We start from the raw sequence: 22,850 nt of genomic DNA, 5'->3' as shown, positions 1-22,850 counted from the left end.
TCCTGCGTTACGGATTTGAGGTTTATCCTTTTCATTTCTGGCATTACACTTAACACTTATTACGTTGGTAAACACGCTGACACAGCTCCCCGTAACCAGGAAATCATCATGATCGACACGAAAAAAATTGAACACCTTGCCCGTCAGGTTCACGACGCGATGCCGAAAGGTGTTCGTGAGTTTGGGGATGATGTCGAAAAGAAAATTCGTCAGGTTCTTCAGGCGCAGCTGACCCGGATGGATCTGGTCAACCGTGAAGAGTTTGATGTGCAGACGCAGGTCTTGCTGCGTACGCGGGAGAAGCTGGCGGCGCTGGAACAGCGTCTGGCGCAGCTGGAAAGCCAGGGCGCCTCAGCCGGTACGCCGCCAGCGGCAGCCGCTTCAGCCACCTCCACCGTGACCCCGGCGGCTGCGGTAGCGACCTCACCTGCGGTCTCTCCGCCACCGGTTGCCGACGTGGTGAAACCTGTGCCGGATAACAAGTCCGAATAAGTGTTCAGGCGGGAGCCTGGCGGCTCCCGCTCAGACGTGGCCTCAGCTGCCGCGAATGGTTTTGATAATGTTGGTGGTCGAGATACCGTCTTCAAAGTTCAGTACCTGCACATCACCGCCATTGGCCCACACTTCTTTGCTGCCAGCGATATCTTCCGGCTTGTAATCCCCGCCTTTTACCAGCAGGTCCGGCAGAATAGAGGCAATCAGGCGCTGCGGGGTGTCCTCTTCAAACACCACAACCCAGTCGACCGCTTCCAGCGCGCCAAGCACGATCATCCGGTTTTCCTGTGGATTGACCGGACGGCTTTCTCCTTTCAGACGTTTTGTCGAAGCATCGCTGTTGACCGCGACGATCAGCCGGTCGCCCAGCTTGCGGGCGTTGGCGAGGTAGGAGACATGCCCGGCATGCAGGATGTCGAACACGCCATTGGTCATCACCACTTTCTCGCCACGGCGACGGGCCATTTCGACGGCGGCTTTCAGCTGCGCTTCTGTCATGATGCCAAAGCCCTGCTCCGGACGGGCGTGGATCGCATTCTCCAGCTCGACGGTGCTGACGGTCGATGTACCCAGTTTCCCCACCACCACACCGGCGGCGGCATTGGCCAGGAAACAGGCCTCTTCCAGCGAGTCACCCGCCGCCAGCGCTGCTGCCAGCACGCCAATCACCGTATCGCCGGCACCGGTCACGTCATACACTTCCTGCGCCTGCGTCGGCAGATGCAGAGGTGCTTTGCCTGGCTGCAGCAGCGTCATGCCATTTTCGGAACGGGTGACCAGCAGCGCGGCGAGGTCAAAATCAGCAATCAGCTGCATCCCGCGCGCCACGATCTCCTCTTCGCTTTTGCACTTGCCGACGACGGCTTCAAACTCAGAGAGGTTCGGCGTCAGCAGCGTCGCGCCACGGTAGCGGGCGAAATCGGTGCCTTTCGGGTCGATCAGGACCGGCACCTTCGCCTCGCGCGCCAGGGTAATCATGGTCTGCACGCTGCTCAGCGCGCCTTTGGCATAATCGGAGAGCACCAGCGCACCCGCCGCGGCCAGGGATTCACGCATTTTCTGGTGAATCGGCTCCGGATCAACCTGCTCAAACCCCTCTTCAAAATCAAGGCGGATCAGCTGCTGGTTGCGGGAAAGCACGCGCAGTTTGGTAATCGTCGGATGGCTTTTTACCGCGACAAAGTCACAGTGAACGTTGACGTCTTTCAGCGTGGTACTCAGCACGCGCGCCGCATCATCTTCCCCGGTCAGGCCAATCAGGCGTGACGCGGCACCGAGTGCTGCAATGTTCATCGCCACGTTCGCCGCCCCGCCAGGACGCTCTTCAACCGTGTCCACTTTCACCACCGGCACCGGTGCCTCAGGGGAGATACGGCTGGTTGGGCCATACCAGTAACGATCCAACATTACATCGCCAACAACCAGCACTGAGGCTTGGCCGAACGCGGGCAGAGTCACTTTCATTCCAGACACTCCAGACTGCATTAAAAATAGTGCGCGGATGATAGCACAGTTGCGAATGGTGCTATCAGCATCACGCCAGGATAGAGGACGGCGCGACCAGCCAGCGTTGCCAGCTGTTCAGCACTGTCTGCCGCTCCGCTGCAAACGCCTCTGGCTCAACGTGGCCAGGCAGTTCCTGCAGGGCGCGATGATGCAGTGCGTCGCGCAGCGTCACATACGCCTGCGTCAGGGCCTGCGCTTCATCGGCAGGCATTTTTTCAAACGTCGCCATCAGCTCAAAAATGCGCACGTTATCAGACCAGCGCGTCAGCGCCGGCTGCTCGGCGGCGTAGCGTAAGACAAGATATTGGGCGATGAATTCAATATCCGTGATGCCGCCCTCGTCGGCTTTAATATCCCAGCGGCCTTTGTGTTTGTTGCTGAGGTGAGCGCGCATCTTTTCACGCATCTCGCGCACTTCGGTCTGCAGAACCCCGGCGGGACGCGGCAGCGAGAGGATCGCCAGACGGATCGCGTTAAAACGCTGGCTCAGTGCCGTTTCTCCAAAGACCACACGCGCACGAACCAGCGCCTGATGCTCCCAGGCCCAGGCTTCACTGCGCTGATACTCCTCAAACGCCTCAAAGGTGCTGACCAGCATCCCCGCTGCGCCGGAAGGACGTAGCCGCGCATCGACCTCATAGAGAATCCCGGACGAGGTGCGGGTGCTGAACAGATGCATGATGCGCTGGGCGAGGCGCAGATAGAACTGACGGCCATCGATGCTGCGCTCCCCTTCGGTCACGGCATCGGCCGGGCAGTCGTGCAGGAAGACCAGATCGAGGTCGGAACTGTAACCCAGCTCCCAGCCCCCCAGTTTTCCGTAGCCCAGCACCGCGAATCCGCGCTCATGTTCATTGACCAGATGCGAAGGACGACCGTAGCGCTGCACCATCATATGCCACGCCTGACGCACCACGGATTCGATGATCGCCTCCGCCAGCCAGGTAAGATGATCGCTGACTTTCATTACCGGCAGCGTGCCGGCGATGTCTGCAGCCGCAATCCGCAGATGCTGTGCCTGCTTGAACTGCCGTACCGCTTCCAGCTGCTGCTCTTCATCTTCCGCTGGGATGCGCAGCAGATACTGCCGCAGCTCATCGCGGTAGGCATCGGTGGCGGTCGGCTGATAAAGCGTGGCCGGATCGAGCAGTTCATCCAGCAGCAGCGGATAGCGTGCCAGCTGGCTGGCGACCATCGGGGAGGCGGCGCACAGGCGAATCAGGTGGCGCAGCGCACCGTGATATTCGGTCAGCAGCTCCAGATAGGTACTGCGCGTCAGCACACCAAGCAGCAGCGGAGTCAGGCGGCTGAGCGTGACCGCCGCATCGTCACGCGGGCAGACCTCGCTCAGCAGGCGCGGCATCAGCTGATCCAGCGCCTGACGGCCACGCGGCCCGATGGTGCGCCGGTTGATATCCTGACGAAACGCCTCCAGCGTCTGATGCAGCGTCTGACGGTGATCGTCGCTCAGCTGCGGCACCAGCGGCGCCAGCTCGTTATCCTCCAGCTGGTCCTGCCACAGCACCTGAAACTCTGCCAGCTCGCGCTGATCGTCGATATCGGGGGTGTCTTCGCCAATCAGCTCATCAAAGATGGCCCGCACCGCCGCCATCTGGCTGTCGAGCTGAGTCATCAGCGCCGCCCAGTCGGCGCACGCCATCGCCCACGCCAGCCGTGCGCGATGCAGGTCATCCTCCGGCAGGGTCTGGGTCTGTTCGTCGCCCAGACTCTGCAGCAGGTTTTCCAGCCGTCGCAGGAAGAGATAGGCTTCGCGCAGCGCATCGACCTGATCCGCTGGCAGCAGTGCCAGGGTTTTGATCGCCTCCAGCGTCGGCAGCAGCGCGCGTAACTGAAGTGAGCGCTCACGCCCACCACGAATCAGCTGGAACACCTGCACGATAAATTCGGTTTCGCGGATGCCGCCTGCGCCCAGCTTGATATTGTTTTTCAGTCCGCGCCGCCGGACCTCCCGGCTGATCATCCCTTTCATGTTGCGCAGCGACTGGATCACGCTGAAATCGATATAGCGACGATAGACAAAGGGCCGCAGCATCTGCTGCAGCTCCAGGCTCCAGCGGTCGTGATCGTCCCCCATCAGGCGCGCCTTCACCATCGCGTAGCGCTCCCAGTCACGACCCTGCTCCTGATAGTAATCTTCCAGCGCGGCAAAGCTCATCACCAGCGGGCCACTGTCGCCGAACGGCCGCAGCCGCATATCCACCCGATAGACAAAACCATCCATTGTGGGCTGATCCAGCACCCTGATCAGCCGCTGGCCCATGCGGGTGAAGAACTGAGCGTTGTCCAGCTCGCGCCTTCCGCCGCGCGTGGTGCCATTCTCCGGCCAGGCAAAAATCAGGTCGATGTCAGAGGAGAAGTTGAGTTCTCCCCCGCCCAGCTTGCCCATGCCGAGGATCAGCATCGGCTGCGCTTCGCCCTCCGCATTGCAGGGCGTGCCAAAGTCCTGGCAGCACGCCTGCCAGACCCAGTCACGCGCCCGGCTAATCAGCACTTCGGCCAGCAGGCTGAGCTGTTGCAGGCTCTGTTCGGTGGTGGCGTGCCGCAGCGCCTGCATCCACGCGATACGCACCAGCATCCGGCGGCGAAACAGCCGCAGCTCCCGCATCAGGTCCGCTTCGCTGTCGATGCCGCTCAGGGCCTGATTCAGCCACTCCGGATAGTGCTGATATTCGTCGGGCTGAGGCGGCTGGTCCCGCATCGTCTGCCACCAGTCGGGATGTTGTTGCAGGTTTTCCAGAACAAAATCGCTGAACGCCAGTCCGGCGGCCTGCTCCGCGCTGAGCGAACTCAGCGGCACCTCAAGCAGTCGGGCGGCCTTTTCCGCCTGGTCGCGAAGCAACGCGGGAAGTGCTGACAACATAACTCCCTCCTTAGATGGCAAGACGTAATGCCCGTCAGCGGCCAGCGCCGCTGGTGAGCCAGAATGGTGACTGTTTCAGCGCCTGCGTGGCCAGCCAGGCTAAACCGGACAACTGCTTCTCGTGGATGGCGGAAAGCAGTTGCTGCCAGGGTTCGAGCCAGGCCATCACGATTTCGGCGGGATAGGATCCGGCCAGCAGATGCACCGTCAGCAGCTGACGCGCCAGCCGGGTCGCCTTATCCTGATATTCGTTTGGCTGCCTGACCGTAGCGAAGGTCTCGCGCAGATCGGCATTGACGCGGCTCAGCATAATGTCGCTGAAGCGCTTGAAGGAGCCCTGCAGCTTGGCCTCGCCTTTGGCGTCAACCCACTGACGCCACTGCGATTCAGCCAGCCAGTGCGTCAGCGCCAGCTGCGTCTCTACCGACAGAGAAGATAAGCAGAACGCGGACGCCTCCTGCTCTTCATTTACCAGCGTCTCTTCCAGGGTGGTCAGCTGCTGACGCAGCGCGCTGCTGGCTTTGCGTGGCACCAGCGCACCGAACAGGCTGAACGCCTGGCGCAGCAGATCCAGCGCTTCACGCACCGCATCCTGCGCCGCCGCATTGCCACGCAGCCAGACCTCTTCATGATACTGCCAGTGCTGGAGACCCGCCGACATCGCAGCGATCATGCCCTGTTCGACGGTAGCTTTGGCACCCGCCTTCAGCAGCGGAAACGCCACTATCTGGCGCGGCGGATTGCCCTGCGCCAGCTGATAGCCGCGGGCCGCCTTGCTCAGGTTCCCCATACGCAGCCCACCCAGCGCCACCAGATCCTGCGCAAAAGCCAGCAGATCCTGGCGTTCGCCGCGTTTCAGCTCCAGTTCGATCTCGCACAGCGGTTCGCTCAGCTCGCCCGCCGTCACTTCGCCCTGATCAAAGGCCACTTCGATGTCGCTGTTGCCGCTGGTAATCAGCCAGACTTCGCGCTGAAAGTGGGTGGTGAACAGCGGCTGTAAACGCTGCTGCAGCGCCGCGACGTCGGTGCCCGGTGGCCAGATCGCCTCGGGCAGGCGCGCGATGTCCAGCACCGGCTCGCTGAGATCGACATTATATTCCGGGCGCTGATGCAGTCCGCCGAGCGTCTGCCCCGCCGCTTTCAGCGTCATCTCATAACGCTGGTCAACGCCACGGATGCGTAATCCCATATCCCAGCGCCGCAGCTGGTTATCGTCGGTTTCGAAATAGATGTTGGTCAGCTCGCGCGCAGCCTGATGCTGATGCGGCAGCGTGGAGAGTCGTTCAGCCAGTTTCCCGGCTGCCTGTGATGTTGCAATGAACTTTAGTTCGATTTCGATGGTCATAATTTTTTATTCACTACGCCGCTGGCACTTAAGAGGGTGTTTCCTGCATATTTCAGGCGATTATCAGCAGGTTACTTACGCTGTCGCCTGGAGGGCAAGGGGTTATCAGGCGAAGATTAATGCACAGAAGCCGCGCTGTCTCTGCTTTCTTTGTTCTTTCGCAGACCTTTTCGCACTCTCATGAGACCAGGATAGTTCTCATTCAGATTTATGTGAGGCCTCTCCAGACTGTGCCGGTAAATTTTAGTCAGACTAAGCCAAACGAAATCGAATGAAAAAAATCACACTTGCTGGACTCACTTTGCTGGCCCTCAGCACCCTTGCACCTGCCCATGCCGACGAAAAACGCTACGTTTCTGATGAACTCTCGACCTGGGTCCGCAGCGGGCCGGGCGACCAGTTTCGCCTGCTCGGTAAGCTGAACGCCGGGGAAGAGGTGCAGCTGCTGCAGACCAACAATGACACGCATTATGGCCAGATCCGTGATTCAGAAGGCCGCACGACCTGGATCCCGCTCTCCCAGCTCAGCGCCAGTCCGAGCCTGCGTACCCGTGTGCCGCAGCTTGAGCAGCAGGTCAAAGACCTGACGGCGAAACTGGATAACATCGACAACAGCTGGAACCAGCGCACCGCAGAAATGCAGAACAAAGTCGCCAGCAGCGATGGCGTGATCAACGGCCTGAAAGGCGAAAACCAGAAGCTGAAAAATGAGCTGATCGTGGCGCAGAAGAAAGTCAGCGCGGCGAACGTTCAGCTGGATGACAAGCAGCGCACCATCATCATGCAGTGGTTTATGTATGGCGGCGGCGTGCTGGGCGTCGGCCTGCTGCTGGGCCTGTTGCTGCCGCACATGCTGCCGCGTCGCAAGAAAAGCGATCGCTGGATGAACTGACACCCTTTCGCCGGATTGAAACAGGGGATCTTCTGATCCCCCCTTTGGCATGTCTGCAATCCGGGGAATCTGTGCAACAATGAAATGAGATGCATTGCCGATTTCAGGCGCAGGACACGCCCGGCGTGCAGGTCATTTCTTTTTCTCTGGAGTTTTCGTGAAGACGTTTTTAGTTGGCGGTGCGGTGCGCGATGCGCTGCTGAATCTGCCCGTGACAGACAAAGACTGGGTGGTGACGGGCGCCACGCCTGAGGCCATGCTTGAGCAGGGCTACCAGCAGGTCGGTCGTGATTTTCCCGTTTTCCTGCATCCCAAAAGCCGCGAAGAGTATGCGCTGGCGCGGACCGAGCGGAAAAACGGGAAAGGCTACACCGGGTTTGTGACCTGGTCTGCGCCCGACGTGACGCTGGAGCAGGACCTGCAGCGCCGCGATCTGACCATCAATGCGATCGCGCAGGATGAAAACGGCGACCTGGTCGATCCTTATCATGGCCAGCGCGACATGGCGCTGCGCCTGCTGCGCCACGTCTCTGACGCCTTCAGCGAAGATCCGCTGCGGGTGCTGCGGGTCGCCCGCTTTGCCGCGCGCTTTGCTCACCTTAACTTCCGTATCGCCCCGGAAACCCAGCAGCTGATGCAGCAGATGGCCGAGAGCGGCGAGCTGTCGAATCTCACTGCGGAACGGGTCTGGAAAGAGACGGAAAAGGCGCTCGGCAGCCGCAATCCGCAGGTCTATTTTCAGGTGCTGCGGGACTGCGGTGCGCTGAAGGTGCTCTTCCCGGAGCTGGATAACCTGTTTGGCGTGCCTGCGCCGATCCGCTGGCATCCGGAGATCGATACCGGCGTACACACGCTGATGACGCTCGCGATGGCGGCCGCCCTCTCCGGGGAGATTGATGTGCGCTTCGCCACGCTGTTCCATGATGTCGGCAAGGCGCTGACGCCGCCCGCGCTGTGGCCCAGCCATCACGGTCACGGTCTGGCCGGCGTGCCGCTGGTCGCGGCGCTCTGCCAGCGGCTGCGCGTGCCGAATGCGATGCGTGACCTGGCGCTGATCGTCACCGAGTTTCACGACATCGTGCACACCATTGAGCGGCAATCTCCGGCGTCGCTGGTGGGGCTGTTTGACCGGATCGATGCCTGGCGTAAGCCGCAGCGTGTTGAGCAGATGGCGCTGACCAGCGAAGCGGATGCGCGCGGACGCGCCGGACTGGAGAGCATGGCCTATCCGCAGGGCGACTATCTGCGACGGGCGTTTGCCCTGGCTCAGGCGGTGCCGACGAAAGCGGTGATCGAGGCGGGCTTCAAAGGGGCGGAAGTTCGGGAGGAGTTAACGCGACGGCGCATAACGGCCGTTGCGCAGGGTCTGGCGTTCGGGCAACCTGACTAGCAGGCTGCCCTGAGGTTTACATGAAGAGCGCGTAAACCGCAGCCGCCACGATAAAGCGGTAGATGGCGAACGAGACAAAGGAGATGCGCTTGATCAGCTCCAGGAAGACTTTAATCGCAATCATCGCCACGATAAACGCCGTGACAAAGCCCACGGCGAACATCGGGAAGTCTGCCATCGTCAGGAAGCCGATACTCTTATAGAGATCCAGTACGGTGGCCCCCATCATCATCGGCACCGCCAGGATGAAGGAGAACTCGGACGCGGCGTAGCGGCTCACGCCCATCAGCATCCCGCCAGAGATGGTGGCACCGGAGCGGGAGAAGCCCGGCCACAGCGCCAGGCACTGGAAACAGCCAATCATAAACGCCTGGCGATAGGTGATGTCATCGACGCCTACCGCTTTCGGCTGTTTAGGCTTGAGGAATTCCGCCGCCAGCAGCAGCACACCACCGACCACCAGGGCGTACATCACGTTAATCGGGTTAAACAGGGTTTTAATCTGATCGTGCAGCACCAGACCGATCACCACCGCCGGAATCATCCCCAGCAGGATGTGGATCAGCGACAGACGTCCGGTACCCACACCTTCGTGTCTGACTTCACCAAAATGGATGCCGATCAGGCCAAACAGACGACGCCAGAACATCACCACGACGGCCAGAATCGAACCTAACTGGATTACCACTTCAAAGGTCTCGGCTTTTTCACCCTCAAAGCCCAGCAGGTGACCCACTATAATCATGTGGCCGGTGGAAGAGACCGGTAAAAACTCGGTCAGCCCTTCCACAATGCCCAGGATTGCAGCAACCCAAAGCTGATGAATATCTGCCATCAAATGTTCCCTCTATCTGTTTCAAAACCATTAAAAAGGCGGTAGCCCGTTGCTATCGCCTTAAATATGCCGCGCCCAGCCTGAATTAAACCTTAAGGTTCTGCCCTTTTTCGCCTGCTGTAACGAAACGGCTCACGCTATGACAGACAGTAATTTGGTTTGGTTTCATTGTGATGGCAATCACATCCAGATTATTTAGGAATAGTCCCGCGCTCAATTCGCACGCCAACCTGCGCCGCCTGGGCCACCGCGCCCGGTTTGCTGACCTTTATACGCACGCCAGGCGAACTGAAACGGTTCATCAACAGATCCGCGATTTCTTCAGCGACCCGCTCCACCAGCGCAAAACGGCTGCCGTTCAGATGGGTCAGGATCGCCGATGCGACATCGGCATAGCTGAGGCAGTCGCTGACGTCGTCGCTGCGGGCCGCCTGACGGTTATCCCAGGCCATTTCGACATCGAGCACCAGCTTCTGCTGGATGCCCTGTTCCCAGTCGTAAACGCCAATGGTGGTGAACACCGTGAGTTGTTCTATAAATACGATATCCATGATGAGAGTCTCTGTTTTTGGCTGAGCCGGATACCACTTCCGGCGGATTATGCGTATTATCCACGGTTGATGAGATCAAAACGACCCTAAAGGGAACGGTACGGTGTTATGAGTGCTTTCGCGCTTGGTATGATTATTTTCGCGTATCTTTGCGGCTCGATTTCCAGTGCGATTCTGGTCTGCAAACTCGCAGGCCTGCCCGATCCCCGCACACAGGGTTCCGGTAATCCGGGCGCCACCAACGTCCTGCGTCTGGGCGGTAAAGGCGCCGCCGCCAGCGTACTCGTGTTTGATGTGCTGAAAGGGATGGTGCCGGTCTGGCTGGCGTACCTGATGCACGTGACGCCGTTCTATCTTGGTCTGACGGCGATTGCCGCCTGTCTGGGTCACATCTATCCGGTCTTCTTTCACTTCCGCGGTGGCAAAGGGGTGGCGACGGCGTTCGGTGCTATTGCGCCAATTGGCTGGGACCTGACCGGTCTGGTGACCGGCACCTGGCTGCTGACGGTGTTACTGAGTGGCTACTCCTCGCTGGGCGCGATTGTCAGCGCACTGATCGCTCCCTTCTACGTCTGGTGGTTCAAACCGCAGTTTACCTTCCCGGTGTCCATGCTCTCCTGCCTGATCCTGCTGCGTCATCACGACAATATTCAGCGGCTGTGGCGGGGACAGGAAGGCAAGATCTGGAAGCGTAAGAAGAAATCGCAGCCGTAACGTTGCAGATAAGCGGTGGTGTGTGGCCATGCCTGAACAGAAATCAGGGGCAGTCTGGCAGGAGGCAAAAGCCGCGCACCCCGTAACCGGACCCGCGCGTTGCCTGAGATGAAAACGCCTGACGTTTTTCGCCAGGCGTTGCATTTCTCTTCTGATCCGATTTTCCGCGCGTTGCGCTTATCCGTTGCGGACAGCCGCGTGAAAGCCGATCCTCAGATAGCAGGCAGTTCTGCCAGCGGCCAGCGTGGTCGCACACTGACACTCAGCTCGCCGCGCGTACCGCCTTTTAACCGCACCATGCCCGCATACGCGATCATCGCACCGTTATCGGTACAGAACGCCGGACGGGCGTAGAAGACTTCACCGCCACGCTTCTGCATCATGACCGCCATCTGCTCACGCAGCGTGCGGTTGGCGCTGACGCCTCCCGCAATCACCAGACGCTTAAAGCCGGTCTGATCCAGCGCACGCTTACACTTGATCGACAGCGTATCCACCACCGCATCTTCAAAGGCGCGGGCGATGTCTGCGCGGGTCTGCTCGTCGTCAGGATTGGCGCGGATGGTATTGGCGGCAAAGGTTTTCAGGCCGGAGAAGCTGAAATCCAGCCCCGGACGGTCGGTCATCGGGCGCGGGAAGGTAAAGCGCCCTGCCGTCCCCTGCTGCGCCATCTTCGACAGCATCGGCCCGCCCGGATAATCCAGCCCCAGCAGCTTCGCCGTTTTGTCGAACGCTTCACCCGCAGCATCGTCGATCGATTCGCCCAGCAGTTCATATTCACCGACGCCGGTGACGCCAATCAGCTGTGTATGTCCGCCCGACACCAGCAGCGCCACAAACGGAAATTCCGGTGGATTCTCTTCCAGCATCGGCGCCAGCAGGTGGCCTTCCATATGGTGAACCGGCACGGCAGGCACTTTCCAGGCAAACGCCAGCGCGCGGCCAATGGTTGCGCCGACCAGCAGCGCACCGACCAGCCCCGGCCCGGCGGTGTACGCCACCGCGTCGATCTGCTGCGGCGTCAGATTCGCCTCTTTCAGCGCCGCCTGAATCAGCGGCACGGTTTTCCGCACGTGATCACGTGAGGCCAGTTCCGGCACCACACCGCCGTAGTCGGCATGCAGTTTTACCTGGCTGTAGAGTTGGTTTGCCAGTAATCCGGCCTCATCGTCATAGATTGCGATGCCGGTTTCATCGCACGATGTTTCAATACCCAGAATTCGCATTGCATCACCTCATTCTTGCGGCGCGCAGTTTATCACAGCAATGGGATGAGCAGCGCGGGCATCCGGCGTAAAAAGTCATTTTCTGTCGGCTAAAGAGTGCGCTATACTCCCGCCCCTGGAAAAACCGGCAGCCGCACAGGCAAACGCTCCTGTTGGTTTCAAATTATCCATGGTGCTTTACAAACCGACGCGAGTTGGAGTAAAATGCTGCACCATTTTGAAATGTGCTGGCGCCGCAGTCAGCAGCAAAACCGAATTTTATCGAGGTGAGAGTTACATGCCGGTAATTAAAGTACGTGAAAACGAGCCATTTGACGTAGCACTGCGTCGCTTCAAGCGTTCTTGCGAGAAAGCAGGCGTTCTGGCTGAAGTTCGTCGTCGTGAGTTCTATGAAAAACCGACTACCGAACGTAAGCGCGCTAAAGCGTCAGCAGTTAAGCGTCACGCCAAGAAACTGGCTCGCGAAAACGCACGCCGCACTCGTCTGTACTAAGTCGTTCCGGAGGTTCGCCTCCATTGCGTGATTCACGCAGACAGAGTCAAGTAAAAGGCCGTGCTTTCCGAAAGGAAGCGCGGCTTGTTGCCGTTTATGAGCTGAAAATCTGGGGCGTATGGCTGGACGAATTCCACGCGTATTTATCAACGATTTACTTGCCCGCACGGATATCGTGGATCTTATCGATGCCCGCGTTAAGCTGAAAAAGCAGGGTAAGAATTTCCATGCGTGCTGTCCTTTCCATAATGAAAAAACGCCCTCCTTCACCGTAAACGGCGAAAAGCAGTTCTATCACTGTTTCGGCTGTGGTGCCCACGGTAACGCTATCGACTTTTTAATGAACTTCGACCGACTGGAGTTTGTTGAAACGATTGAAGAGTTAGCCACTTCCCACGGTTTAGACGTGCCTTACGAAGCAGGCAGCGGGCCGAGCCAGATGGAACGCCATCAGCGCCAGAGCCTGTACCAGCTGATGGAGAGCCTGAACGGCTTTTATCAGCAGGGTCTGCAGCAGTCCAGCGCACAGCCTGCACGCGACTATCTCGACCGTCGCGGCCTGAGCGCCGACGTCATCAGTCATTTCGCTATCGGTTACGCGCCTGCCGGCTGGGATAACGTTCTCAAACGTTTCGGTAAGCAGACGGAAGATCGCGAGTCATTGATGGAAGCGGGCATGCTGGTCAGCAATGACAAAGGCCGGACCTATGACCGGTTTCGCGACCGCATCATGTTTCCGATTCGCGATAAGCGAGGCCGCGTCATCGGTTTTGGCGGCCGGGTACTGAGTAACGAAACGCCGAAGTATCTGAACTCGCCGGAAACACCCATTTTCCATAAAGGCCGCCAGCTCTATGGCCTTTATGAAGCGGTCAAGAACCATCCTGAACCTGCCCGCCTGCTTGTGGTTGAAGGATACATGGACGTGGTGGCGCTGGCGCAGTACGGCATAGATTATGCGGTCGCGTCCTTAGGCACCTCCACCACCGCTGAACACATTCAGTTGCTGTTTCGCAGCACCGATACGGTCATCTGCTGTTACGACGGCGACCGCGCTGGCCGCGAAGCCGCATGGCGTGCCCTTGAGACCGCATTGCCTTACATGAATGATGGTCGTCAGCTACGCTTTATGTTTTTACCCGATGGTGAAGACCCGGATACGCTGGTACGCAAAGAGGGTAAAGCCGCCTTCGAAGCGAGGATGGAGCAGGCGATGCCGCTCTCTTCGTTTTTATTTGATAGCCTGCTGCCGCAGGTGGATCTGAGCTCACGCGACGGAAAAGCGCGCCTGAGCACGCTGGCTTTACCGCTGATTACCCAGATCCCCGGCGAGACCCTGCGTATTTACATGCGTCAGGAGCTGGGGAACAAGCTGGGGATCCTCGATGACAATCAGCTTGAAAAGCTGATGCCGAAGCAGGCTGCCAGCGGTGCTGCGCCGGTCGCGCCACCGCTTAAACGGACGACCATGCGCGTGCTTATCGCCCTGCTGGTGCAGAATCCGCAGCTGGCCTCGATGGTGCCCTCGCTGGATGGCCTGTCTGAGTCGAAAATGCCGGGCCTGCCGCTCTTTATCGAGTTAGTGGGCCGTTGTAACGAGAATCCTGGATTGACCACCGGGCAGCTACTAGAGTTATATCGCGGGACAAATTTTAGTCAGACGCTTGAAACGCTGGCGATCTGGAACCACATGATAGTAGATGAGGAAGCCGAAGCGGTGTTTCAGGACTCGCTGGCCAGCATCTATGATTCTGCGCTTGAAGAGCGACTGGAGTTCCTGATTGCGCGTGAACGTATCCAGGGACTTACCGCCGATGAGCGCCGTGAGCTCTGGACGCTCAGCCAGGCGTTCGCCAGAAAATAAGTTTTAACACGCTGCCCGCGGTGAATGCGGGCAGCCTGTCTGTTTGAGGATCAGGGTTGCCGTTTCGCTCACGTGCGTTTTTACCGGAGCTGAAATAGCGCCGCCGTATAGGCCGTTGACGCAACGTCTGTCACTGCCAGCGCATCGTTTACCGCGTCTGAAGGATGTGAAGAAAGCGAGCATTGCCGGGGCAGGAATGGCGGGTAAGCCAGGCCACAAGCACCAGAATTTATACAAGCGGCTTAAGTGCCGATAACTGTTGGGCATAGCCCACGCCGCGACGAAGGCAGCGGCAAGAATTAAACGCCTTCACTGCTATTGTTGGCGCGCTGCCGACCGACACCAATCTAATTTAACAGAAGTGTGGATACCGTCTTATGGAGCAAAACCCGCAGTCACAGCTCAAGCTTCTTGTCACCCGTGGTAAGGAGCAAGGCTATCTGACCTATGCTGAGGTCAATGACCATCTGCCGGAAGATATCGTCGACTCAGATCAGATCGAAGACATCATCCAGATGATTAACGACATGGGTATTCAGGTGGTTGAAGAAGCCCCGGATGCTGACGATCTGATGCTGAATGAAAACAGCTCCGATACTGACGAAGATGCCGCGGAAGCTGCCGCTCAGGTATTATCCAGCGTTGAATCTGAAATCGGGCGCACGACTGACCCGGTGCGCATGTATATGCGCGAAATGGGTACCGTTGAACTGCTGACGCGCGAAGGCGAAATCGACATCGCGAAGCGTATCGAAGATGGTATCAACCAGGTTCAGTGTTCCGTTGCCGAATATCCTGAAGCGATTACCTATCTGCTGGATCAGTATGACAAAGTCGAAGCAGGCGAATCCCGCCTCTCCGATCTGATCACCGGCTTCGTCGATCCTAACGCAGAAGAAGATCTGGCCCCAACCGCGACGCACGTGGGCTCTGAACTCTCTGAAGCCGATCGCAACGACGACGAAGAAGATGATGAAGAGGATGACGACAATTCCGAAGATGATAACTCTATCGATCCGGAACTGGCGCGCGAGAAGTTCTCTGACCTGCGTAAGCAGTACGAAACCACCCGCAGCGTGATCAAAAGCAAAGGCCGCAGCCACGCCGCCGCCATTGCCGAGATCCAGAACCTTTCTGACGTCTTTAAACAGTTCCGCCTGGTACCGAAGCAGTTCGATTACCTGGTCGGCAGCATGCGCAATATGATGGAACGTGTCCGTACGCAGGAACGTCTGATCATGAAGCTCTGTATTGAGCTGTGCAAAATGCCGAAGAAGAACTTTATTACCCTGTTTACCGGTAACGAAACTAACGAGAGCTGGTTCAAAGCCGCGCTGGCGATGAACAAGCCGTGGTCTGAAAAACTGCTGGAAGTGCAGGATGACGTGATGCGTTCCCTGCAGAAACTGGCACAGGTCGAAGAAGAGACCGGCCTGACCATCGAGCAGGTGAAAGATATCAACCGTCGCATGTCGATCGGTGAAGCCAAAGCGCGTCGCGCCAAGAAAGAGATGGTGGAAGCGAACCTGCGTCTGGTTATTTCGATTGCGAAGAAATATACCAACCGTGGTCTGCAGTTCCTCGACCTGATTCAGGAAGGTAACATCGGTCTGATGAAGGCGGTCGATAAGTTTGAATATCGCCGTGGTTACAAGTTCTCGACCTATGCGACCTGGTGGATCCGTCAGGCGATCACCCGTTCTATCGCCGACCAGGCGCGTACCATCCGTATTCCGGTGCATATGATTGAGACCATCAACAAACTCAACCGTATCTCGCGCCAGATGCTGCAGGAGATGGGCCGTGAGCCGACGCCGGAAGAGCTGGCTGAGCGTATGCTGATGCCGGAAGATAAAATCCGTAAGGTGCTGAAAATCGCCAAAGAGCCGATCTCTATGGAGACGCCGATTGGTGATGATGAAGATTCACATCTGGGCGATTTTATCGAAGACACCACGCTGGAGCTGCCGCTGGATTCTGCTACCTCAGAGAGCCTGCGTTCTGCCACCCACGACGTGCTGGCTGGCCTGACCGCGCGTGAAGCGAAAGTGCTGCGCATGCGTTTTGGTATCGATATGAACACCGACCATACGCTGGAAGAAGTGGGCAAACAGTTCGACGTGACGCGTGAGCGTATCCGTCAGATTGAAGCGAAAGCCCTGCGTAAACTGCGCCATCCGAGCCGTTCGGAAGTGCTGCGCAGCTTCCTCGACGATTAAGTCCTGAAAACCCCGGTTCGCCGGGGTTTTTTATGCCTGCCGGTTAACGCCTCTCCCCTGCCCGGCTCAGGCTCTCCTTATCCTGGGTGCAATGCCACATAGAGCTGGCGATACGCTGCCACCATCTCCTCCAGTGAAGCGCGATTCAGTCCACTGGGATTTGGCAATACCCATACCTGCGTTTCTCCCATCCCTGCCGGCTGCCTGCCCCACTCAACCCTGCTCTGTTTAAAGGCACGACGAAAAGCCTCCTTGCCCAGGATCGCCAGCGCGGCGGGCTGATAGTGCATGACCTTTTCCGTCAGGCGCTGGCCGCCCTCGCGCAGCTCATCCGCCGCTAATTCGCTTGCCTGCACCGTGGGCCGCTCGACCAGCATGGTAATCCCGCAGCCGGTTTCCGTCAGGCGCTGCTCCTCTTCCGGTTTCAGTTGCTGACGGGTAAATCCGGCCAGATGAATCACCTTCCAGAAGCGATTGCCGGGATGCGCAAAGTGAAAGCCCTGATGCGCGGTCGACTGGCCCGGATTGATGCCGCAGAACAGCACATCAAGGTTCGGGGCGATGATATCGCGGATGTCATGCTCGATCATGCTGTCACCACCTGTGTGAAGACCTGTGACGCTTTATGGATACGCAGCAGCATCAGAGTGGCCTGCTCTTGCGCACAGCCCTGTATCCGCTCATATTTAGCCTGTGAGGCTGAAGCCGTGCAGATGCTGTCATGTGCATACCGGAGGACGTTCATCGACAGGGTTCCGTCTGCTTTCAGGCCCGCGCCGGATCCCCTGCGCGTGCATTGTGATTGCGCCCTGTTGCTCTGCTGCTCCATATCTCCTCCTGCCCTCTCTTCTGCATTCATCACTGATTAAGATATTACACCGGCCGCATGCCAGCCTGAGGATTTTTCACATGCCGCCACGACTGGGGGTCACAGGCGTATCAGAGTCTGGCTGACTCATCTGCAGAAGAGGAATATTCATGTGGGCATCAGTACCTGAAATTTTCTTAACGGCACAGAGCGGGCATTTGCGACGCAGTTTTACAACTTCGCTAACGCAGAGCGACAGATTTGTTATAGAAATCAGCAGCTAATTCACTGCTGATTATTTCAGCAACCGGCGGCGGAGTGCTGGATCGCTCTGAAGAGATACTTTATAATCCCCGCTCCGCTGGCCCCTTAGCTCAGTGGTTAGAGCAGGCGACTCATAATCGCTTGGTCGCTGGTTCAAACCCAGCAGGGGCCACCAAATTTACTCATATAAAACATATACTTAAGCCGCTTACTAAAGCGGTTTTTTTGTATCTGGCTTTTCGAGTGGCGGTAAAGTGGCGGTGCATTTTCACCGCCATCGCCGCCCCCCGATTTATTCGCCAGGCAAACTCACCTCAAAAGGACGTTTGATAATGCGATTACATTTAGCCCTAATCAGCTCTGCGTTAATATTCTCTTCAGGTGCCGTAGCACAAACTTCAGACATCAGCACTCTCAAGAATAAACTTAAGCCCTGGCAACCATCGGAAGTCAGCCTTAAAGATGATCAGTTGATGATTGTGATACCCGCTAACAATATTGATGATGAATCTTATAATGCGATCATCTCCAGCGGGGTATGCTCACCTATCTGGACAAAAGACGCATCTGCTAATTACCTAAAGAAAATCAAGGCAATCAACGTTACCAACAAATTCAAGGCCAGCGGATATTCATTTGAAAACCCTCTAACAACCTGTAATGAAATGGGCAAGCTAATGGACAAGCCCGCCAGAGCAATGCTGTTCGGCAATACTCATATTTTTAAGGGTGGCGAATAGCGCCCACAAAAAACCCCGCCAGTGCGGGGTTTCTTTTATGGACCCATCAAATTAGTGCAGTAAGGATGGCTGGGATTCATGCCCTGTAAAGATCGGCACACGATTAACCTGGCCGGGCGATACAATAATCATCGCTAACGTTTCGTGCGTTTTGAAAGAACAACTGCAATTGATGTTCTGGCACTGGTGATAGCGCTCTTTTGTTTCTTTTGAAATGTATCTGCTGCTTTTAGCGTGTGCGGCGGTCTGGCATAACGGACAATGCATCATCGGTGGCGTCTCCCTGTAAGCTCGTAGCTTTAATACTCTTAAATACCAAAATGAGCAACACATTTTCACTTATTGTGAATCATCTTCGTCTGATTCTGCCTCATACTCCACATCTGAAAGCAGCACCTCAAACTCAAGCGCGGTTGTATATCCGCTGCCGCTCAGGCTGTGCGTCACTTTACTTATAATCCACGGCTGCGCATCGATCACCGACTTAAATCCGCTCACCCTGACCGGCGTCTCCGGGTACAGGTCAGCACGCCCCATAGCCAGGGTGATCGAGAACTCAGCAACGCCACGCTGTAGCTTCTCCCACTTTGCTTTAGCCGCCCGCATCGCAGCCGCTTTCGTCGCATAGACGGTCGTCAGCGTAAACACGTTATCTTCCGTGCCAGCCAGATAATCCCCCTCCCTGGCCTCCGGCGCTTTAGTCGCTGTCGTTTTCTTCTTTTTCGCCGCCGGGTGTTCCAGCGCGCGCAGATGCTTTTCTTTCGGCTTGCGCTTCACCTTAACTTTTTTGGGCTTCGGGTCTTTGGTATGCAGCCAGCTCGCCGAGACGCCAGTGTATGCGCCACGGTCGGCAATGCTGAAGCTGTGCCGGTCCCCATCCTGCCGTGTGATCGTCATCTGCGGAATTGGCTTGCCGCTGGCGGTGACGCCGTTACCGGGCTTTATAAACAGAAGCCGCCCGGCTTTCACTGCAGCAACAGCGCCATAAAGCGTGGCGAGCCGCGTCAGAAATTTAGCGTCCGTCTCCTGCGTCTGGTCGATGTGTGCCACGGCAATTCCGGCGAAGCCATCGGCCAGCACTGGCTTCAGATTATTGCGCCCGGCTATCTGCGTCACAACGTCCCCCAGGGTAGTGTCGTGATAGGACACCTCCCGGCGGGAATTGAGCGAGCCACGAAAATCAGCGCTGCGGGCGCGGATTGTCATGGTGTCCGGCGCGCCGTGGTGCTCAACCTCATCAACAGTGAAATCACCTTTGCCGAAAAGCGCCTGCCCTTTCCAGCCGAGAAGCAGCGTTATTACGGCGCCGCGTACCGGCATTGCCAGCTGGCCGTCGGCGTCGTCCAGCTCAATATCCAGCTGGTCAGCTTCGAAGCCGCGATTATCAGTCAGCGTCATCGAGATAAGGCGATCCCGGATATTGGTTGTGACGTCTTTAGAGTTAACCTTCAGCATGAAATCCGGCGTCAGCTGCGCCCCGGCCTGCACCGGCAGACTGCTTATCCCGATCATCCGAGCAGCCCCCCTGCAGTTGAAATCAGGCTACCGGCCGCCGACTTCACGCCGTCGATTGCTGAAGTGAGCTGCCCTGGCAGACTGGCGGAGCCGCTGATAAGTCCGTCAGCCTGCTTTTTCAGATCGCCAAACATGGACGTCAGCGACTCATCAACGCGTTTCAGGCTCAGGGTAAACATGATTTTGCTGGCCGTTCCGTTGGGGTAGAACTCGCTGAAGGTGTTAGAAATACTCTCGATCACGTACATGCCGTAAATCATGCCGCTGCCGCCAATCAGCGGCCATGCCATTCCCTCGTCGGCCATCAGGCGAATTGTCATCAGCGACAGCGAGCCGCCTGTGATTTCCGGGCGCAGCTCCCCGGATAGCGTGATTTTTTCATCGCCCGGCCCGATAAACTGTGACGACGGGCGCTGCCCTAACCGGCTGTTAGTGGGCCAGCGGTAATCGATATTCTGCTGCATATCCCCATAAGGCAGGGTCTGCCGCATAAACGGCATCATGCCGTAAATCATCATCATCGGTTAATCCTCCCAGCCCATCTTGCTTCGGTTCTGTGCCTGACGGTTGCGCTGCTCTCTGGCCTGGTGCTGCGCCATCAGCGCCATTGCGTCGTCTTTGGTCATCCCCTCATGCATATTGATTTCATACTGATATGTATTCTGGCTGCGGTCGGTAAATCCGCCGCCTGCTGACGGCGCTGAAACCGGACGGTATGCCGCACCACCATAGGCGAGGTTGTATTCCAGCCCGCCGGTATCTGCGCCCGCGCCGCCGGTTGCTAATGGATCTGGCGACGGCACTTTGTCTTTCAGACCATCGGATTTCGTGTCGATGATGCCGAGCTTATCCAGCACCCAGTCAATGCCGCCCATAAGCTGATCGAGCGCGTGACTTGGAATTTTCAGCGCCTCGGCCAGCATGTTGCCAAATTTCTTACCCATGTCTCCGGCGGCGGCAAGTTCGGTCTGCGTGGATTTAACCGGCTCCAGCAGTTTGCCGAACCAGTCCCAAAGCTCTTTGACCTTACCGCCTACCCACTCAAAAGCGGGCTTCAGCGAGCCGAAAGAATCACTGATCGGCCCCATCGCAGCTGTGAAGCCTTCAGCCATGCCTGCAACAAAGGCGCTGATGGGTTCCCAGTATTTACGAACCAGTAGCGCACCGGCCACGATTGCCGCCGCGACGGCCACTACCGGCAGAGTGATAGCACCGAGCGCCGCCGTAATCGCTCCGCCCGCGATGCTGAATGCCGTGCCGAGGAAGCCCGCCCCGGCAATCAGGATATTCACGCCCGCAATCACCGGCCAGGCTACCAGCCCGATAGCGCCCAGCGCCCCGGCTAACATCAGCCCGCCCATTACTACCTTAGCAATACCGCCCGCCAGCTCAGGATTAGCTTTAATCCAGCCATCAACCTTAAGCAGCAGCGCCGCTGTATCCTGGGTGAGTGTTCGCAGAGCGCCATCGTTCTGATCAAAAAGGTCGGTGCCGATAGCCTCATACGCAGACTGCAGCTCTTTCAGATCGCCGCCGAGGTTATCCTGCATGACCTGAACCAGCTCGGCCGTTTTACCATCAGAGGCTTTAAACTCGGCGGTCAGCTGGTCGAGCTTGCCGGTTGAGGCAGCAGTCATCAGCAGGGCGGCTGATGAGCTGGCCTCCTCGCCGAAGATGGTTTTCATGTACTCAGCGCGCTGGCCCGTTCCCAGCTTGTGACGGTCAAAACTGGCCTGCATTTCTTTCAGGATGGTGAAGATCGGCCGGGTATTTCCTTTGCCGTCTGCGGTTTTAATCCCCAGCTCTTTGATAGCCTTGAATGATTCGCCGGTAGGAGCCTGCAGCCTGCTCAGTACAGCGCGGCTTCCCGTACCGGCCATCGAGCCTGTGATTTTTCCGTCATGCAGAGCGCCGATCATTGCTGCCGCCTGCTCGATACTGACGCCTGCATTTTTCGCCACCGGGGCGACGTAGGTCAGCGCATCACTCAGTCCGTCAAAATCAGAGGCCGTTTTATTCAGCGTCATCGACAACACGTCGCCGATGTGTGCCACCTTATCGTTTGAAAGCTGGAAGGCTGACTTCATCCCCATCAGCAGCCCGGCGTTTTCTTCCATCGTGCGCTTGTTTGCCAGCGCCATATTGAGTGTTACCGGCGTGACGGCCTGAACGGCTGCGGCATCGCCGCCGCCTTTGGCGATAACGATTTGCGCACCTGCTGCATCATCGGCAGACGCGGCCGTTGTATCGCCGAGCTGACGCGCCTGCGCACGCAGTGCGATCATCTCCTTTGAATCTTTCGCCACGCCGAGCACGGCCTGCAGCTCGGAGTTCTTCTGTGCGAAATCAAAGCCCGGCATCAGCAGCGAGGTTGCCGCCATGCCGCCGACCGTTGCAGCCCCGATACCGGCCGCACCCATATTGCGCACCTTGCCCGACAGCTCCTGGCCTTTGCGGTAGCGCTCACTGGTCTGGTTCAGACGCTCCTGCTGTGCATTCAGCCGCTGCAGCTCCATTTTCTGACGGCTCAGGCTGACGGTTGCCTGCGCTGATGCGGTTCGCAGGCGCTGCTGCTCGCTGCTCAGGCTTTTGGTGGAAATCCCCGCCGCGTTAAGCGCCTCGCGCTGCTGCTGCACCGACAGGCGCAGGCTGTTGGTTTTCGTCTGCAGCTCTGCCGCTGCCTGCCGGGCCTTTTCCAGTGCGCGGGCCTGCTGCGTCGTGGGGCGCTCCGTGTTTTTAAACTGCACGGCCAGCGCTGCCACCTCCTGCTTTGCGTCTTTGAGGCTCTGCTGCATAACGGCCAGTTGCGCGCTGGCCTTGCGGAAGCCGTCAATTTTCCCCGCCTGCGCATCCAGCTCCTTAATCGTCGTCTGCGTCTGGCGAATGTCAGACGACAGATTTTTAGCGGCAGTCTGAACGGCTTTGAAGGGGCGCGAGGCTTTGTCTACCGCGTTCAGCAGCACCTGCACCTTGAGGTTATTGCTCATCCGGGTTCGCTCCGCTGCGGATAAAGGCTTTATGCCGCCAGTCGATCAGCTCGGCCAGCGGCATGTCGTACATCTCGGAGGGTTGCCAGTGGAATATCGTGGCAATGTCGGCCATCAGGTCATTG

20 protein-coding genes and 1 tRNA gene are annotated in these 22,850 nt (G+C 57.8%); 9 read left to right on the top strand and 12 right to left on the bottom strand.

Annotated features, from left to right (window positions below):
• Positions 1-108: 108 nt before the first annotated feature.
• Positions 109-492, top strand: a complete 384-nt coding sequence (gene ubiK / locus J1C59_RS03285) for a ubiquinone biosynthesis accessory factor UbiK (RefSeq protein ID WP_128085204.1) — start codon at positions 109-111, stop codon at positions 490-492.
• 42 nt (positions 493-534) lie between these two features.
• On the opposite strand, the gene hldE is transcribed toward ubiK, so the two are convergent.
• The 3 genes from hldE to J1C59_RS03270 form a co-directional block, all read right to left on the bottom strand.
• Complete coding sequence (hldE, locus tag J1C59_RS03280; protein ID WP_128085205.1) at positions 535-1,959, bottom strand: bifunctional D-glycero-beta-D-manno-heptose-7-phosphate kinase/D-glycero-beta-D-manno-heptose 1-phosphate adenylyltransferase HldE; 1,425 nt, start codon at positions 1,957-1,959, stop codon at positions 535-537.
• Between the two features lie 70 nt (positions 1,960-2,029).
• Entirely contained in the window at positions 2,030-4,882 is a 2,853-nt protein-coding gene (gene glnE / locus J1C59_RS03275; RefSeq protein ID WP_140917302.1) for a bifunctional [glutamate--ammonia ligase]-adenylyl-L-tyrosine phosphorylase/[glutamate--ammonia-ligase] adenylyltransferase, read from the bottom strand.
• A gap of 34 nt (positions 4,883-4,916) precedes the next feature.
• Entirely contained in the window at positions 4,917-6,227 is a 1,311-nt protein-coding gene (locus J1C59_RS03270; protein ID WP_128085206.1) for a CYTH domain-containing protein, read from the bottom strand.
• Between the two features lie 271 nt (positions 6,228-6,498).
• On the opposite strand from J1C59_RS03270, the gene J1C59_RS03265 reads away from it, so the two are divergent.
• Together J1C59_RS03265 and J1C59_RS03260 are read left to right on the top strand one after the other, a co-directional pair.
• Positions 6,499-7,119, top strand: a complete 621-nt coding sequence (locus J1C59_RS03265; RefSeq protein ID WP_111139906.1) for a TIGR04211 family SH3 domain-containing protein — start codon at positions 6,499-6,501, stop codon at positions 7,117-7,119.
• 157 nt (positions 7,120-7,276) lie between these two features.
• A complete protein-coding gene (locus J1C59_RS03260) occupies positions 7,277-8,509 on the top strand; it encodes a multifunctional CCA addition/repair protein (protein ID WP_140917303.1) in 1,233 nt (410 codons plus the stop codon).
• A 16-nt stretch (positions 8,510-8,525) separates the two neighbouring features.
• Here J1C59_RS03260 and bacA read toward each other — a convergent pair whose 3' ends face one another.
• Complete coding sequence (gene bacA / locus J1C59_RS03255) at positions 8,526-9,344, bottom strand: undecaprenyl-diphosphate phosphatase (RefSeq protein ID WP_111139908.1); 819 nt, start codon at positions 9,342-9,344, stop codon at positions 8,526-8,528.
• Positions 9,345-9,535: 191 nt separating this feature from the next.
• Positions 9,536-9,895, bottom strand: coding sequence for a bifunctional dihydroneopterin aldolase/7,8-dihydroneopterin epimerase (gene folB / locus J1C59_RS03250; RefSeq protein WP_128086068.1), 360 nt, complete (start codon positions 9,893-9,895; stop codon positions 9,536-9,538).
• 108 nt (positions 9,896-10,003) lie between these two features.
• Here folB and plsY point away from each other — a divergent pair, with 108 nt between their 5' ends.
• Positions 10,004-10,609, top strand: coding sequence for a glycerol-3-phosphate 1-O-acyltransferase PlsY (gene plsY, locus J1C59_RS03245; protein WP_128086069.1), 606 nt, complete (start codon positions 10,004-10,006; stop codon positions 10,607-10,609).
• 212 nt (positions 10,610-10,821) lie between these two features.
• Here the strand turns inward: plsY and tsaD are convergent, their stop codons facing one another.
• On the bottom strand, positions 10,822-11,835 hold the full coding sequence (tsaD, locus tag J1C59_RS03240; RefSeq protein WP_128086070.1) for a tRNA (adenosine(37)-N6)-threonylcarbamoyltransferase complex transferase subunit TsaD: 1,014 nt from the start codon (positions 11,833-11,835) through the stop codon (positions 10,822-10,824).
• Between the two features lie 277 nt (positions 11,836-12,112).
• Between tsaD and rpsU the strand changes: the two genes are divergently transcribed.
• The 3 genes from rpsU to rpoD all read left to right on the top strand — a co-directional run bounded on the left by rpsU (position 12,113) and on the right by rpoD (position 16,411).
• The gene (rpsU, locus tag J1C59_RS03235) at positions 12,113-12,328 is read left to right on the top strand and encodes a 30S ribosomal protein S21 (RefSeq protein ID WP_001144069.1); all 216 of its coding nucleotides are present in this window, start codon (positions 12,113-12,115) and stop codon (positions 12,326-12,328) included.
• Between the two features lie 118 nt (positions 12,329-12,446).
• Positions 12,447-14,192: a DNA primase gene (dnaG, locus tag J1C59_RS03230; protein WP_128086071.1), complete on the top strand. Its 1,746-nt coding sequence runs from the start codon at positions 12,447-12,449 to the stop codon at positions 14,190-14,192.
• Between the two features lie 377 nt (positions 14,193-14,569).
• Positions 14,570-16,411 (top strand): RNA polymerase sigma factor RpoD, encoded by a 1,842-nt coding sequence (gene rpoD, locus J1C59_RS03225; protein WP_128086072.1) that lies wholly within the window; start codon positions 14,570-14,572, stop codon positions 16,409-16,411.
• A 77-nt stretch (positions 16,412-16,488) separates the two neighbouring features.
• On the opposite strand, the gene mug is transcribed toward rpoD, so the two are convergent.
• Positions 16,489-17,001: a G/U mismatch-specific DNA glycosylase gene (gene mug, locus J1C59_RS03220; protein WP_128086073.1), complete on the bottom strand. Its 513-nt coding sequence runs from the start codon at positions 16,999-17,001 to the stop codon at positions 16,489-16,491.
• Between the two features lie 581 nt (positions 17,002-17,582).
• On the opposite strand from mug, the gene J1C59_RS03215 reads away from it, so the two are divergent.
• Both J1C59_RS03215 and J1C59_RS03210 read left to right on the top strand, forming a co-directional pair.
• Positions 17,583-17,658 (top strand) — tRNA-Ile (locus J1C59_RS03215).
• 157 nt (positions 17,659-17,815) lie between these two features.
• Entirely contained in the window at positions 17,816-18,223 is a 408-nt protein-coding gene (locus J1C59_RS03210; protein WP_128086074.1) for a hypothetical protein, read from the top strand.
• A 51-nt stretch (positions 18,224-18,274) separates the two neighbouring features.
• Here J1C59_RS03210 and J1C59_RS03205 read toward each other — a convergent pair whose 3' ends face one another.
• From J1C59_RS03205 to J1C59_RS03185, 5 genes are all read right to left on the bottom strand, one after another.
• Positions 18,275-18,493 (bottom strand): ogr/Delta-like zinc finger family protein, encoded by a 219-nt coding sequence (locus J1C59_RS03205; protein WP_128086075.1) that lies wholly within the window; start codon positions 18,491-18,493, stop codon positions 18,275-18,277.
• 69 nt (positions 18,494-18,562) lie between these two features.
• A complete protein-coding gene (locus J1C59_RS03200) occupies positions 18,563-19,735 on the bottom strand; it encodes a phage late control D family protein (protein ID WP_128086076.1) in 1,173 nt (390 codons plus the stop codon).
• Complete coding sequence (locus J1C59_RS03195; protein ID WP_128086077.1) at positions 19,732-20,259, bottom strand: phage tail protein; 528 nt, start codon at positions 20,257-20,259, stop codon at positions 19,732-19,734. Before J1C59_RS03195 ends, J1C59_RS03200 begins: the two co-directional genes overlap by 4 nt.
• Positions 20,260-20,262: 3 nt before the next feature.
• Entirely contained in the window at positions 20,263-22,725 is a 2,463-nt protein-coding gene (locus J1C59_RS03190) for a phage tail tape measure protein (RefSeq protein ID WP_128086078.1), read from the bottom strand.
• On the bottom strand, positions 22,715-22,840 hold the full coding sequence (locus J1C59_RS03185) for a GpE family phage tail protein (RefSeq protein ID WP_128086079.1): 126 nt from the start codon (positions 22,838-22,840) through the stop codon (positions 22,715-22,717). Before J1C59_RS03185 ends, J1C59_RS03190 begins: the two co-directional genes overlap by 11 nt.
• Positions 22,841-22,850 lie beyond the last annotated feature (10 nt).

This window comes from Pantoea deleyi (assembly GCF_022647325.1).
Classification (GTDB): domain Bacteria; phylum Pseudomonadota; class Gammaproteobacteria; order Enterobacterales; family Enterobacteriaceae; genus Pantoea; species Pantoea deleyi.
This window is presented reverse-complemented; position numbering and strand designations above follow the sequence as displayed.